This window comes from Aquabacterium sp. J223, from assembly GCF_024666615.1.
Lineage (GTDB): Bacteria > Pseudomonadota > Gammaproteobacteria > Burkholderiales > Burkholderiaceae_C > J223.
Genome location: NZ_CP088297.1, coordinates 85,337 through 98,183, shown reverse-complemented (window position 1 = coordinate 98,183; position 12,847 = coordinate 85,337). Strand labels below are relative to the sequence as shown.

The following is a 12,847-nucleotide window of genomic DNA, read 5'->3' as shown; positions in this document are numbered from 1 at the left end:
TGGGTGGGGCGGGGCGCGGCCCGCCGTCAGGCGGGCTTGATCTGCGCGATGCGGTTGCCGGGGCCGAGCAGCACCAGCCGCGGCTTCCAGGCGGCGGCTTCGGCCTCGCTCATCGGCGCGTAGGTGCAGATGATCAGCAGGTCGCCGACGTGCGCCTTGCGCGCGGCCGCGCCGTTGAGCGAGATCACGCCCGAGCCGGGCGGCGCCGGGATGATGTAGGTGGAGAAGCGCTCGCCGTTGTTGACGTTGTAGAGCTCGATCTGCTCATAGGCGCGCATGTCGGCGGCCTCGAGCAGCGTGGCGTCGATGCCGCAGCTGCCTTCGTAGTGCAGGTCGGCCTCGGTCACGGTGGCGCGGTGCAGCTTGGACCGCAGCATCACACGGGTCATGTCGGCTCCTCGCAGGGCGCGGCGGCCCGTCTCATGCCCGCGTCACCTGGCCGTTGCGGGCCACCAGGCAGGCGGCCACGATGTCGTCGTCCATCGGCACCTGCAGCCCGCCGTCCTTGTCGACGACCAGCTTCAGGAAGTCGAGCAGGTTGCGGGCGTACAGCGCGCTGGCGTCGGCCGCCAGCAGGGCCGGCAGGTTGGTCTCGCCGATCAGCGTGACACCGTGTTGGACCACGGTGGCCCCGGCTTGGGTGAGCGGGCAGTTGCCGCCCTGCGGGGCGGCCATGTCGACGATCACCGAGCCGGGCTTCATCGACTTCACCATGTCCTCGGTCACCAGCACCGGCGCCGGCCGTCCCGGGATCAACGCGGTGGTGATCACGATGTCCGCCTGCGCCACGCGCTTGGCCACCTCGGCCTTCTGCCGGTCGAGCCAGCCCTGCGGCATCGGGCGGGCGTAGCCGCCCACGCCCTCGGCGGCCTCGCGCTCCTCGGCGGTCTCGTAGGGCACGTCGATGAACTTGGCGCCCAGCGACTCGACCTGTTCCTTCACCGCCGGCCGCACGTCGCTGGCCTCGATCACGGCGCCCAGCCGCTTGGCGGTGGCGATGGCCTGCAGCCCGGCCACGCCGACGCCGAGCACGACCACCCGCGCGGCCTTCACCGTGCCGGCGGCGGTCATCAGCATGGGGAAGAGGCGCTGGTAGGCGTTGGCCGCCAGCATCACCGCCTTGTAGCCGGCCAGGTTGGCCTGCGAGGACAGCACGTCCATGCTCTGCGCCCGGCTGGTGCGCGGCGCCGCCTCCAGCGCGAAGGCGGTGAGGCCCGCCGCGGCCAGGCGCTGCAGGCCGTCGCGGTCGAACGGGTTGAGCATGCCGACCAGGGTGGTGCCCGGCGCCATCAGCGCCAGGGCGTCCGGCTGCGGTGCCCGCACCACCAGCACCAGCGGCGCCGCCAACGCCTGCTCGCGCGAGACGACCTCGGCACCGGCCGCCGCGTAGGCCTCGTCCGTGATGCTGGCCTTCACGCCCGCACCCGACTGCACCCGCACGACATGGCCCTGCGCCTTGAGCTTCTTGGCCGTCTCGGGCGTGACCGCGACACGGGTCTCGCCCGCCGAGGTCTCCAGCGGAACGCCGATCTGCATGGGGATGGGTCTCCTCGCGGTCGGTCCGGCCGGGGTCGGCGGACCGTTGGAAAAAATTGCGCGGAGCTTACAAGAAGTCCATCACGTCGCGACCGCCCCGTCGGGTCGGGGCCACAGGCCCTAGCATCGCGGCATGAGCCTTCGCTTTCGCCCCAGCGTCACCGTCGCCGGCATCGTCGAGCACCAGGGCCGCTTCCTGCTGGTCGAGGAACTGACGCGCGACGGACTGCGCCTGAACAACCCGGCCGGTCACCTGGATCCCGGCGAATCGCTGCTGCAGGCGGTGGTGCGCGAGGTGCTGGAGGAGACGGCCCGCCCCTTCGAGCCCGAGGCGCTGGTCGGCGTTTACCTCTCGCGCTTCAGCCGGCCGGCCGATGCGTCCGGGCCGGCGGAGGAGGTCACCTACCTGCGCTTCGCCTTCTGCGGCCGGGTGGGCGAACCGGATCCTGCGCGCCGGCTGGACGACGGCATCGTGCGCACCCTCTGGCTCACCGACGACGAGTTGCAGGCCAGCGTCGAACGCCACCGCAGCCCGATGGTGCTGCGCTGCGCGCAGGACCTGCGGGCCGGACGACGCTACCCCATCGACCTGCTGCACACCGATCCCAGCGCCCTGCTGCCGCTGGCGCGCGGCCTCTGAGGGCCGGACCCGGGCAGAGGCCCCGCCGGCCGGTGGCCGGCCGAGGCTGCCGGACAATCCGGCGATGTCCGCGCCCCACCACCGCATCGTCGTCGGCCTGTCCGGCGGCGTCGATTCCGCCGTCAGCGCCTGGCTGCTGAAGCAGGCCGGCCACGAGGTGGTGGGCATCTTCATGAAGAACTGGGAAGACGACGACGACAGCGAGTTCTGCTCGTCGCGCCAGGACTTCCTCGACGCCGCCGCGGTGGCCGACGTCGTCGGCATCGACCTCGAGCACGTCAACTTCGCGGCCGACTACAAGGACCGCGTCTTCGCCGAGTTCCTGCGCGAGCACCAGGCCGGGCGCACGCCCAATCCCGACGTGCTGTGCAACGCGGAGATCAAGTTCAAGGCCTTCCTCGACCATGCGGTGCGGCTCGGCGCCGAGCTCATCGCCACCGGTCACTACGCCAGGGTGCGCCAGCGCGAAGGCCGCTTCGAGCTGCTGAAGGGCCTGGACCCGCTGAAGGACCAGAGCTACTTCCTGCACCGGCTGCGGCAGCCCCAGCTGGCGCGCACGCGGTTCCCGGTGGGCGAGCTGCCGAAGACCGAGGTGCGGCGCATCGCCCTCGAGATCGGCCTGCCGAACGCCAGGAAGAAGGACTCCACCGGCATCTGCTTCATCGGCGAGCGGCCGTTCCGCGAGTTCCTCGGCCGCTACCTGGCCAACACGCCGGGCCCGATGGAGGACGACCGCGGCCGCGTGGTCGGCGAGCACGTGGGCCTGAGCTTCTACACGCTGGGCCAGCGCAAGGGCATCGGCCTCGGCGGGATCAAGCCCGGGCGGGGCGCGGCGGGCGGAGGCGACCACGCACCCTGGTTCGTCGCCCGCAAGGACCTGGAGCGCAACGTGCTGGTGGTGGTGCAGGGCCACGACCACCCCTGGCTGCAGTCCACCGCGCTGCAGGCCGACGACCTGAGCTGGGTGGCCGGCGCACCGCCGCGTGAGGGCCGCTTCGCCGCCAAGACGCGCTACCGGCAGGCCGACGCCGCCTGCGCCCTGGCGCTGGCCGAGCACGCCCTGCAGCTGCGCTTCGACGCGCCGCAATGGGCGGTCACGCCCGGCCAGTCGGCGGTGCTGTACGACTGCGAGGTCTGCCTCGGTGGTGGGGTGATCGCCCGGTCGCTGCCCGCCTGAACCGGCCGCCGTGGCGCGGGTCAGCGCACGGCGTCGAGCCGGGCCAGCGTCGGCTCGGCCGCGTCGATGTCTCGCGCGCGCAGCCGGCACAGGCCGCGCGCATGCGGATTGGCCAGCGCTTCGCAATGCGACTCGCGCGTCTGCAGCGCCGCTCGCAGGCGTTGGGCCTGCTCCGCGCGGTCCACCGCCAGGTGCAGCAGCTGGTAGTAGCCGTGCAGCAGCGCCATCGCCAACCACAGCGTGAGCAGCAGGAACGCGAAGGCGGCCAGCCGCGGGCCCGGCGCCGGCTGGCGGCCCAGGCGCTGCAGCAGGCCGGGCCGCGACGTGTCGTCGAACGTCGGGGGCAGGGGTCGGACGGCGGAGCGGTTCATGGCGCCGCCATCCTCTGCGCAAGGCGGACGGTGTGCCATCGGCCGGCGTCCCGCGCCGGTGTCAGTCGCCGATGACGCGACCCTGCGGGCACAATCCGCCGGCACATGACCGTCCTGCTCATCGACATCGGGAACACGCGGCTCAAGTGGGCGCTGCACGAGGCGGTGGTCCCGGGCAGTGCGGCGTTGGCCCAGGGCGCGGTCTTTCTCGAGACCATCGAACAGCTCGGCGACGGCGACTGGCGCGGCCTGCAGCGGCCGTCGGCCGTCATCGGTTGCTGCGTGGCCAGCGACCAGGTGCGCCACCGGGTGCGAGACCAGATCGACGAGCTGTTCGACCTGCAGCCGCGCTGGGCGGTGGCGGCCCAGTCGGCGGCCGGCGTCGTCAACGGCTACGACCACCCGGCGCGGCTGGGCGCCGACCGCTGGGTGGCGCTGATCGGCGCACGCTGGCGGTTGACGTCGGCCCCTCCCCCGCCGGGTGCGTCGGACGCTCCCCCGGCGGAATCGCGGGCCGGCGTGGGGCCGGCCCGGCGCTCGGCCCGCATGCGGCCCATCGCACCGCCGGCGGTGGTCGTCATGGCCGGCACCGCCGTCACCTGCGACGCGCTGGACGCCGATGGCCGCTTCCTGGGTGGCTGCATCCTGCCCGGCCACGGGATCATGCTCAAGGCGCTGGAGAGCGGCACCGCCGGCCTGCACGTGCCCACCGGCGAGGTGCGCGCCTTTCCCACCAACACCAGCGACGCGCTGACCAGCGGCGGCACCTACGCCATCACCGGCGCCATCGAGCACATGCACCGCAACCTGGCCCGCCACGCCGGCGTGGCGCCGCGCGTGCTGCTGACCGGCGGCGCCGGCTGGAAGGTGGCGCCGTACCTGGGCATCGGCTACGAACTGGTCGACAGCCTGATCTTCGACGGCCTGCTGCGGCTGCAGCAGTGGCGTCAGGAGCAGGGCGAGGGCTAGAGCTGATGGCGCTGGACGTCGTCGTCCTGTTCTTCCTGCTCGGTGTCTTCGCCCGCTGGGTCAAGTCGGACCTCCGGCTGCCCGAGGCGCTGTACGAGACGCTGTCGATCTACCTGCTGCTGGCCATCGGGCTGAAGGGCGGGCTGGAGCTGTCGCGGCAACCGCTGGCCGCGCTGGCGCCGCAGGTGCTGGCGATGGTCGCCTTCAGTTTCCTGGTGCCGCTGGCGCTGTACCCGCTGCTGCGCGCGCTGCGCCTGCCGGCGGCGGATGCGGCGGCGGTGGGCGCGCACTACGGCTCGGTGAGCGTGGTCACCTTCGCCGTGGCCACCGCCGCCCTGGCCCGCGGGGGCATCGCCCACGAGCCGCATGCGGCGCTGTGGGTGGCGGTGATGGAGGCGCCCGGCCTGGTCGCCGGCGTGCTGCTGGCGCGGCTCTTCGCCGACCGCGACGCCGCCGCGGCGACCACCGGGGCGGCGGCCTGGCGCCGGCTCGCCCACGACGTGTTCTTCGGCAAGAGCGTGCTGCTGCTGATCGGCGGCCTGCTCATCGGCGCCGTCGCCGGCGAGGCCGGCCTCGCGCCGATCGCGCCGGTGTTCGTCGTGCCCTTCAAGGGCGTGCTGGCGCTGTTCCTGCTGGAGCTGGGCCTGGTCGCCGGCGCCCGGTTGCCCGAGGTGCGGCGCTTCGGCGGGCCGGTGCTGGTCATCGGCCTGGGCCTGCCGCCGCTGCTGGGCGTGGCCGGGGCGCTGCTGGGCACGGCGCTGGGCCTGACCACCGGCGGCGTGGCGCTGCTGGCCACGCTGGCCGCCAGCGCCAGCTACATCGCCGCGCCGACCGCCATGCGCATCGCGGTGCCGCAGGCCAACGCGGCGCTGTCGATCACGCTGGCGCTGGGCATCACCTTCCCCTTCAACCTGCTGCTGGGCATTCCGCTGTACCTGCGGCTGGCGCAGGCGCTGGCGGGCTGACCGACCACCGAGCGAGCGACGAGGAGACCCGCATGACCACTGCCGCGCCGCCGACCAAGCACCCCCGCCGGCTGCTGGTGCTGATCGCCGAGGCCGCGCTGGAGCGCGAGCTGGTGCAGGACGTCAAGCGCCTGGGCGCCCATGGCTACACCGTCAGCGACGTGCGCGGCGGCGGCATGGCCGGCGACCGCGAAGGCGCCTGGGAGGCGGACCTCACCGTGCGCATGGAGGTGGTCTGCGACGCCGCCGTCGCCGACGCGATCGCCGCCCACGTCATGGCGCGCTACACGCCGCACTACGGCCTGACGCTGTACTTCGCCGACGTCGACGTGCTGCGCCCGCAGAAGTTCTGACGAGTCCCCTGGGGACAGGCCGCCACCGCGGCCAGGGCGGTGCTCTTCGGCGCGCCGTCCGACGGCCGGGGGCTCAGAGGATGTACCGCGAGAGGTCCTCGTTGCCGGCCAGCGACGCCAGCCGCTCGTTGACCATGGCGGCGTCCACCGTCACGGTGGTGCCGCCGCGTTCGGAGGCGTCGAAGCTGACCTCGTCGAGCAGCCGCTCCATCACCGTCGACAGCCGCCGGGCGCCGATGTTCTCGGTGCGCTCGTTGACCTCGTAGGCGATCTCGGCCAGGCGGCGGATGGCCTCGGGCTGCAGCTGCAGCGTGACCCCCTCGGTGGCGAGCAGGGCCTGGTACTGCTTGACCAGGCTGGCATGGGTGGAGGTCAGGATGGCCTCGAAGTCGTCCACGCTCAGCGAGCCGAGTTCGACGCGGATCGGGAAGCGGCCCTGCAGCTCCGGGATCAGGTCGCTGGGCTTGGCCAGGTGGAAGGCGCCGGAGGCGATGAAGAGGATGTGGTCGGTCTTCACCACGCCGTACTTGGTGGTCACCGCGGTGCCCTCGACCAGCGGCAGCAGGTCGCGCTGCACGCCCTGGCGGCTGACGTCGGCGCCGCCGGTCTCCTGGCGGGCGGCCACCTTGTCGATCTCGTCGATGAAGACGATGCCGTTCTGCTCGGCATGCTGCAGCGCCTCGGTGCGGATCTCGTCCTCGTTGACCAGCTTGGCGGCCTCCTCCTCGAGGAGCAGCCGGCGCGCCTCGCCGATGCGCACCTTGCGCGCCTTGCGCCGCGCACCGCCCATCTGGGAGAACAGGCCCTTCAGCTGCTCGGCCATCTCCTCCATGCCGGCGGGCCCCATGATCTCCAGCGCCGGCTTGGCCTCGGCCAGGTCGATCTCGACCTCCTTGTCGTCCAGCGTGCCCTCGCGCAGCCGCTTGCGCATCACCTGGCGGGCGGTGCTGTCGGCCGGCGGGGTGGACGGGGTGATGCCGAAGTCGCTGCCGCCGCCGCGCGGCGGCGGCACCAGCACGTCGAGCAGGCGGTCCTCCGCGGCGTCCTCGGCGCGGGCGCGCTGCTGGCGCATGGCGCGCTCGCGCTGCTGCTTCACCGCCACCTCCACCAGGTCGCGCACGATGGTGTCCACGTCCTTGCCGACGTAGCCCACCTCGGTGAACTTGGTCGCCTCCACCTTGACGAAGGGCGCGTCGGCCAGCTTGGCCAGCCGGCGGGCGATCTCGGTCTTGCCCACGCCGGTGGGGCCGATCATGAGGATGTTCTTCGGCGTGATCTCGCCACGGAGCTTCTCGTCCACCTGCTGGCGCCGCCAGCGGTTGCGCAGCGCGATGGCCACCGCGCGCTTGGCGTCGCGCTGGCCGACGATGTGGCGGTCGAGCTCGGAGACGATCTCCTTCGGGGTCATGGACATCGTCACTCCAGGGTCTCGATGACGTGGTTTTGGTTCGTGTAGATGCACAGGTCGCCGGCGATCTCCAGCGAGCGCTTGACGATCTCGGCCGGCGGCATCTCGGTGTGCTGCAGCAGCGCGCGGGCGGCGGCCTGGGCGTAGGGCCCGCCGGAGCCGATGGCGATCAGGCCGTGCTCGGGCTCCAGCACGTCGCCGTTGCCGGTGATGATGAGCGAGGCCTCGCGGTCGGCCACCGCCAGCATGGCCTCCAGCCGGCGCAGCACCCGGTCGGTGCGCCAGTCCTTGGTCAGCTCGATGGCGGCGCGCACCAGGTGGCCCTGGTGCTTCTCCAGCTTGGCCTCGAAGCGCTCGAACAGGGTGAAGGCGTCGGCGGTGGCGCCGGCGAAGCCGGCCAGCACCTGGTCGCGGTGGAGCTTGCGCACCTTGCGGGCGGAGGCCTTGACGACGATGTTGCCCAGCGTCACCTGGCCGTCGCCGCCGAGCGCGACGGAGGCGCCGCGGCGCACGCTGACGATGGTGGTGCCGTGGAAGGGCGGCAGGGGGGGTGGCGTTGTCCATGCGGGCGGTCGGGTGGCGACAGCCCGCTGAGATCGGGGCGCGGCGGCGAGGTTCAACCCCGCGTCGCGCCCGGCGGTCAGACGGTCCTGACGCGCACCTTGGCGTGCTCGTTGATGCCCATCGCGCCGAAGAACAGCGCCACCAGCCGGTGGGCGTCGACGAAATTCAGCTGCCGGTTCTCGCTGCGCTTGGTCAGCACCCAGTTCAGCAGGTCGCCGGCGGCGATGAAGTCGACCCGAATCAGGCGGGTGCAGGACACGTTGACGATGCCGGCCGCGCCGAGCTGGCCGTCCAGCTCGCCGAGCACGCCGGCGATGTCGCCCACCAGCTGGCCCGACAGCTCCACCTGCGCGGTCGGCACCGGCTGGCCGTCCTCCAGCGTCGAGGATTCGAGGAAGCCGGTGGACACCTCGCTCAGCACCGACGGTCCGTGGGTGGAATCGCCGCCGCTGGCGATGCGCATGCGCGCCTTCGGCCGGTCCCACTGCGGCGGCGAGACCTCGTAGGTCAGGCAGTAGTCAATCGCCGCCTCGTCGAACTGGTCGGCACGGTCGGCCAGGCGCAGCACCTCGAGCCGCAGCATCCAGAAAGCGGGATCGGCGTCCTTCACCCCGTTCGGGGCGGCCTCCTGCAGCACCGCCTGCAGGCGGTCGCCGGCCAGCCAGCGCATGTCCAGCGGCTCGCGCGACCACTGGCGCACCAGGCCGGCCAACGCGTTGGCGGCCTGGGCGTCGATGCGCTGCAGTCCCGCCCAGTCGAAGACCCAGGGCAGCGGCATCTGCAGCGTCTGCGCCTGCAGCAGGGCCACCGCCTCGACGTCGAGCAGGTCCGGGCAGACCCAGCCGATCTCGCCCGGCACCCGCGGCAGGCGGCCGGGCCGTTCCTGTGCGGCGGCGGCGGCCGCGGCCTCGGCGACGAGCCGCGGCAGCGAGTACCACTGCGGCGACGAACGGCCGAAGCGCTGGGCGAAGTCCAGCGCCAGCCCCTCGAACTTGTTCTGCTGGCCGGTGGCGCGGTAGAGGTCGAACAGCACCAGCCAGGTGTCGGGGTGTTGCAGCCGCAGGCCGTCGCCCTGCGTCAGGCCCAGCAGGGCGTGCTCGCAGGCGCCGAAGTCGGCGTTGGCGAAGGCGATCACCGCCTCGTCCAGCTCCGGGTCGTGCACCACCTCGCTGACCTCGATGCCGTCGCCCGGGGGGCGCTGCCCGGCCGGCGCCACCGGCACCGGAGCGCCGACGGGCGGCGCCAGCCCGGCACTGGCCGCGGCGGAGGACAGCGGCCGCACCATCGGCGGCACGATCACCGGCACCGGCTCGTCGGGGTCCGGCAGCGGCGGCAGCGCCGGCAGTTCCTCCTCCTCGTCGAGCAGCGGCGGCGGTGCGCGGTGCGGTGACGGCCGGTGCAGCGCCGCCGGCATGGTGGTCGCCAACGGGTTGACGGCCGGCGGCTGGGTGTCGGCGGCGAAGAACGCCGGCGGGCGGCGCAGGCCGTCGCCGACCATCTGCTGCTCGATGGCGTCGATCTTCGCCTTGACGCCGTCGGGCCGCGCCTGGGTGTCCAGCCGCGCCTCCGAGTCGTCGATGCGAGACGAGCGGCCGAGGGCGGCCAGCTGCTCGCCCGACAGGCCCTCGCGGCGCACCCGGCGCAGCATGTCGAACTCGCGCTTGCGCACGAAGTCGTTGCGCCGCTTGCGCTCGATCATGGCCTTGAGCTCGCCCTTTTCGAGCTCGCCATCGCGCAGGCCGTCCGGCCGGCTGAGGTCGGTCCAGTCGGTCGCCGGGTTGGCGACGAAGCGCACCACCTTGCGGAAGAAACTGCTGTCTTTGGGGTCGGGCATGGTCGGACCGCCGGCCAGGGAAAGCGCCGCCAGGCCGCGCCGCTCAGTCCCCGAACATCTTCTGCTTCATCTCCCGACGCTGCTGCGCTTCCAACGACAGCGTGGCGGTGGGCCGGGCGATGAGGCGGCGCAGGCCGATCGGCTCGCCGGTCTCGTCGCAGTAGCCGTAGTCGCCGGAGTCGATGCGCGTCAGCGACTGGGAGATCTTCTTCAGCAGCTTGCGCTCGCGGTCGCGGGTGCGCAGCTCCAGCGCGTGCTCTTCCTCGATGGTGGCGCGGTCGGCCGGGTCGGGGACGATGGTGGTGTCCTCGCGCAGGTGCTCGGTGGTCTCGCCGGCGTTGGACAGCAGGTCGTCCTTCAGCGCCTGCAGCCGGGCGCGGAAGAAGTCGAGCTGCTTCTCGTTCATGTACTCGTCCTCGGGCATGGCCAGCAGTTCGGCCTCGCTGAGGTCGCGCCCGGCCTTGGACTTCCAGGCGTTGGCGAGCTTGGGATCGGCCTTCACGGCCGGCTTTTCGAAATCGGTGTCTTGGTCGGCGTACATCCGGGACGGGGGTTTGGGCGGCGCAAAGCGGTCCGCGAAACGGCTGGCGGCGCTGTTCGGCTCGGGGCCCATGGAGTCAAAACCCGATCCGGGCAGCGGCGCCTTCGAACTGGCCTTCGCGCTGCGGGCCTTCGGTTTGGCGGCGACCGGCGCGGAGGCCTCGGCCACCGGCGCTGCGGTGGGTTTGCGCGCCGCGGGGGCGGCCTTCTTGGCGGGCGCCGCGGTCTTCACCGGGGTCTTGCTCACAGGCGTTTCCTCCTCGCAGCAGCGTGAGGGTGACCGGCATCGGCCAGCCCCCCTGCTTTTTAAGGCGCGCGGAGTATAGCCATGCCGTTGGCCGAGGGCGGAACGCCGGCGTGACCCTTCACACGGGGCGTCACACCAGACACTGCGCCAGGCCCTGTTCGAGGACGTCCCGCGGCAGGTCCAGGCCGATGAACACCATCTTGCTCTGCTTCTTCTCGCCCGGCATCCATTTCGGCCCCAGGTCGCTGCCCATCAGCTGGTGCACGCCCTGGAACACCACCTTGCGGTCGGTGCCCTTCATCCACAGCACGCCCTTGTAGCGCAGCATCTTCGGCCCGTAGACCTGCACGATGGAGCCGAGGAATTCCTCCAGCTTGGCCGGGTGGAAGGCCTTGTCCGACCGGAAGACGAAGCTCTTGACGTCGTCGTCGTGGTGGTGGTGGTGCGGGTGGTCGCAGTGCTCGCCATGCTCATGGTCGTGGTCGTGGTCGTGACCATGGTGGTGGTGGTCGTGCCCGTCGTCCGCCTTCAGGAAATCGGGGTCGATGTCCAGCTTGGCGTTGAGGTTGAAGCCCTTGATGTCGAACACCTCGGCGATCGGCACCTCGCCGAAGTGCACCCGCTTCTGCGGTGCCCGGGGGTTCATGTGCTTCAGCCGGTGCACCAGGGCGTCGACCTGCGCCGGGTCGGCGAGGTCGGTCTTGCTGATGAACAGCCGGTCGGCAAAGCCCACCTGGCGCTGTGCCTCCTCCCGGGTGTCGAGCTGCTGCTTGGCGTGCACCGCGTCGACCAGCGTCAGGATGGAGTCGAGCTGGTAGCTCTCGGCGATCTCGTCGTCCATGAAGAAGGTCTGGGCGACGGGGCCGGGGTCGGCCAGGCCGGTGGTCTCGATGACCACCCGGTCGAACGTCAGCTCGCCCTTGCGGCGCTTGGCCGCCAGGTCGGACAGGGTGGTGCGCAGGTCCTCGCGGATGGTGCAGCAGACGCAGCCGTTGGACAGCTGGATGATCTGCTCCTCGGTGTCGGCGACGAGGATGTCGTTGTCGATGTTCTCCTCGCCGAACTCGTTCTCCACCACGGCGATCTTGTGGCCGTGGTGCTCGGTCAGCACGCGCTTGAGCAGCGTCGTCTTGCCGCTGCCGAGGAAGCCGGTGAGGATGGTGGCGGGAATCAGACCTGTGGCCATGGTGCTTGCTGCCCTGGAAAGACGACGAAACCGGCGATTGTCGGCCTTCGGCGGTTCCGCCGTCGCCGGCAGGGGTTGACGACCGCCGGCGGGGGCGTCACGCCGCTGCGTTAAGCTCCCGGGCATCGCAGCTGCCGCATCGCCAGATGCCCGAACCCCGACCTTCCGCCGCGCCGCGGCGGCCCCCCGGCCGATTGCCGGTGGCGGCCGAACGGCGCTCCCTGTTCGACCGGCTGGTGGAGTTCATCTCCCCGGGGCCGGACTCCAAGGACGAGCTGATCGAGTCGCTGGCGGAGGCCGAGCACCGCGAGCTCATCGGGCCGGAGTCGCGGGCGATGCTCGAAGGCGTGCTGCGCATGGCGGACCTGACCGCCGGCGACGCCATGGTGGCCGCCCCGCGCATGGACCTGCTGGACATCGACGCGCCCTACGACGAGCTGCTGGCCACGGTGATCGACACCGGCCACTCGCGGTTCCCGGTGTTCGAGGACCGGCGCGACAACGTCATCGGCATCCTGATGGCGAAGGACCTGCTCAAGCTGCAGCGCGCGCCCGAGCTCAACCTGCGCACCCTGCTGCGCCCGGCGGTGTTCGTGCCCGAGTCCAAGGGCCTGAACGAGCTGCTGCGCGACTTCCGCTCCAACCGCAACCACCTGGCCATCGTCATCGACGAGTTCGGCAACACCGCCGGCCTCATCACCATCGAGGACGTGCTGGAGGAGATCGTCGGCGAGATCGAGGACGAGTTCGACGACCGCGAACCCGACGAGGCCGGCATCGTCAGCCTGGCCGACGGCAGCCTGCGGGTGGCCGGCGACGCCAGCATCGAGGCGGTCAACCAGGCCTTCGGCGTCGAGCTGCCGGAGGACGAGTTCGACACCATCGGCGGTTTCATCGCCCACCAGCTGGGCCACGTGCCGCGCCGCGGCGAGACCGCCGAACTGGCCGGCCTGCGCTTTTCGGTGATGCTGACCCGCGGCGGCGCGGTGCGCTGGTTCCGGGTCGCCCGGCTGCCCGCCGGGGCGGACGCCTGAGCGCGCCGGGCCGTTCCCACGAG

General features: G+C 72.0%; 14 protein-coding genes. 6 read left to right on the top strand and 8 right to left on the bottom strand.

Annotated elements, in window-relative coordinates; genetic code table 11:
* Window positions 1-26: 26 nt before the first annotated feature.
* Window positions 27-389, bottom strand: coding sequence for an aspartate 1-decarboxylase (gene panD, locus LRS07_RS00415; protein ID WP_260500080.1), 363 nt, complete (start codon window positions 387-389; stop codon window positions 27-29).
* Between the two features lie 31 nt (window positions 390-420).
* Window positions 421-1,536, bottom strand: a complete 1,116-nt coding sequence (locus tag LRS07_RS00410; RefSeq protein ID WP_260500079.1) for a Re/Si-specific NAD(P)(+) transhydrogenase subunit alpha — start codon at window positions 1,534-1,536, stop codon at window positions 421-423.
* 133 nt (window positions 1,537-1,669) lie between these two features.
* On the opposite strand from LRS07_RS00410, the gene LRS07_RS00405 reads away from it, so the two are divergent.
* Together LRS07_RS00405 and mnmA are read left to right on the top strand one after the other, a co-directional pair.
* Entirely contained in the window at window positions 1,670-2,176 is a 507-nt protein-coding gene (locus LRS07_RS00405) for an NUDIX hydrolase (RefSeq protein WP_260500078.1), read from the top strand.
* Window positions 2,177-2,240: 64 nt separating this feature from the next.
* Window positions 2,241-3,353, top strand: a complete 1,113-nt coding sequence (mnmA, locus tag LRS07_RS00400) for a tRNA 2-thiouridine(34) synthase MnmA (RefSeq protein WP_260500077.1) — start codon at window positions 2,241-2,243, stop codon at window positions 3,351-3,353.
* A 20-nt stretch (window positions 3,354-3,373) separates the two neighbouring features.
* Here the strand turns inward: mnmA and LRS07_RS00395 are convergent, their stop codons facing one another.
* Window positions 3,374-3,724, bottom strand: coding sequence for a hypothetical protein (locus LRS07_RS00395; RefSeq protein WP_260500076.1), 351 nt, complete (start codon window positions 3,722-3,724; stop codon window positions 3,374-3,376).
* Between the two features lie 105 nt (window positions 3,725-3,829).
* Between LRS07_RS00395 and LRS07_RS00390 the strand changes: the two genes are divergently transcribed.
* The 3 genes from LRS07_RS00390 to LRS07_RS00380 are packed head-to-tail and all read left to right on the top strand — an operon-like array spanning window position 3,830 to window position 6,011.
* Window positions 3,830-4,693, top strand: a complete 864-nt coding sequence (locus LRS07_RS00390; RefSeq protein ID WP_260500075.1) for a type III pantothenate kinase — start codon at window positions 3,830-3,832, stop codon at window positions 4,691-4,693.
* 5 nt (window positions 4,694-4,698) lie between these two features.
* The gene (locus LRS07_RS00385; RefSeq protein WP_260500074.1) at window positions 4,699-5,658 is read left to right on the top strand and encodes a sodium-dependent bicarbonate transport family permease; all 960 of its coding nucleotides are present in this window, start codon (window positions 4,699-4,701) and stop codon (window positions 5,656-5,658) included.
* A 32-nt stretch (window positions 5,659-5,690) separates the two neighbouring features.
* Window positions 5,691-6,011, top strand: a complete 321-nt coding sequence (locus LRS07_RS00380) for a P-II family nitrogen regulator (protein WP_260500073.1) — start codon at window positions 5,691-5,693, stop codon at window positions 6,009-6,011.
* A gap of 73 nt (window positions 6,012-6,084) precedes the next feature.
* Here LRS07_RS00380 and hslU read toward each other — a convergent pair whose 3' ends face one another.
* The 5 genes from hslU to LRS07_RS00355 all read right to left on the bottom strand — a co-directional run bounded on the left by hslU (window position 6,085) and on the right by LRS07_RS00355 (window position 11,790).
* Window positions 6,085-7,425: an ATP-dependent protease ATPase subunit HslU gene (gene hslU, locus LRS07_RS00375; RefSeq protein ID WP_260500072.1), complete on the bottom strand. Its 1,341-nt coding sequence runs from the start codon at window positions 7,423-7,425 to the stop codon at window positions 6,085-6,087.
* Window positions 7,426-7,427: 2 nt separating this feature from the next.
* A complete protein-coding gene (gene hslV, locus LRS07_RS00370) occupies window positions 7,428-7,964 on the bottom strand; it encodes an ATP-dependent protease subunit HslV (protein ID WP_260501994.1) in 537 nt (178 codons plus the stop codon).
* 95 nt (window positions 7,965-8,059) lie between these two features.
* The gene (locus LRS07_RS00365; RefSeq protein WP_260500071.1) at window positions 8,060-9,817 is read right to left on the bottom strand and encodes an STAS domain-containing protein; all 1,758 of its coding nucleotides are present in this window, start codon (window positions 9,815-9,817) and stop codon (window positions 8,060-8,062) included.
* 43 nt (window positions 9,818-9,860) lie between these two features.
* Window positions 9,861-10,604 (bottom strand): RNA polymerase-binding protein DksA, encoded by a 744-nt coding sequence (gene dksA / locus LRS07_RS00360; RefSeq protein ID WP_260500070.1) that lies wholly within the window; start codon window positions 10,602-10,604, stop codon window positions 9,861-9,863.
* A gap of 130 nt (window positions 10,605-10,734) precedes the next feature.
* On the bottom strand, window positions 10,735-11,790 hold the full coding sequence (locus LRS07_RS00355) for a CobW family GTP-binding protein (RefSeq protein ID WP_260500069.1): 1,056 nt from the start codon (window positions 11,788-11,790) through the stop codon (window positions 10,735-10,737).
* A 146-nt stretch (window positions 11,791-11,936) separates the two neighbouring features.
* On the opposite strand from LRS07_RS00355, the gene LRS07_RS00350 reads away from it, so the two are divergent.
* A complete protein-coding gene (locus LRS07_RS00350) occupies window positions 11,937-12,824 on the top strand; it encodes a CorC family transporter (protein ID WP_260500068.1) in 888 nt (295 codons plus the stop codon).
* The last annotated feature ends 23 nt before the right edge of the window (window positions 12,825-12,847 follow it).

What these genes read in the sequence shown, in the direction of transcription:
- panD (WP_260500080.1), bottom strand. Translation starts at nt 389, where the DNA reads ATGACCCGTGTGATGCTGCGGTCCAAGCTGCACCGCGCCACCGTGACC.
- LRS07_RS00410 (WP_260500079.1), bottom strand. Translation starts at nt 1,536, where the DNA reads ATGCAGATCGGCGTTCCGCTGGAGACCTCGGCGGGCGAGACCCGTGTC.
- LRS07_RS00405 (WP_260500078.1), top strand. Translation starts at nt 1,670, where the DNA reads ATGAGCCTTCGCTTTCGCCCCAGCGTCACCGTCGCCGGCATCGTCGAG.
- mnmA (WP_260500077.1), top strand. Translation starts at nt 2,241, where the DNA reads ATGTCCGCGCCCCACCACCGCATCGTCGTCGGCCTGTCCGGCGGCGTC.
- LRS07_RS00395 (WP_260500076.1), bottom strand. Translation starts at nt 3,724, where the DNA reads ATGAACCGCTCCGCCGTCCGACCCCTGCCCCCGACGTTCGACGACACG.
- LRS07_RS00390 (WP_260500075.1), top strand. Translation starts at nt 3,830, where the DNA reads ATGACCGTCCTGCTCATCGACATCGGGAACACGCGGCTCAAGTGGGCG.
- LRS07_RS00385 (WP_260500074.1), top strand. Translation starts at nt 4,699, where the DNA reads ATGGCGCTGGACGTCGTCGTCCTGTTCTTCCTGCTCGGTGTCTTCGCC.
- LRS07_RS00380 (WP_260500073.1), top strand. Translation starts at nt 5,691, where the DNA reads ATGACCACTGCCGCGCCGCCGACCAAGCACCCCCGCCGGCTGCTGGTG.
- hslU (WP_260500072.1), bottom strand. Translation starts at nt 7,425, where the DNA reads ATGTCCATGACCCCGAAGGAGATCGTCTCCGAGCTCGACCGCCACATC.
- LRS07_RS00365 (WP_260500071.1), bottom strand. Translation starts at nt 9,817, where the DNA reads ATGCCCGACCCCAAAGACAGCAGTTTCTTCCGCAAGGTGGTGCGCTTC.
- LRS07_RS00355 (WP_260500069.1), bottom strand. Translation starts at nt 11,790, where the DNA reads ATGGCCACAGGTCTGATTCCCGCCACCATCCTCACCGGCTTCCTCGGC.
- LRS07_RS00350 (WP_260500068.1), top strand. Translation starts at nt 11,937, where the DNA reads ATGCCCGAACCCCGACCTTCCGCCGCGCCGCGGCGGCCCCCCGGCCGA.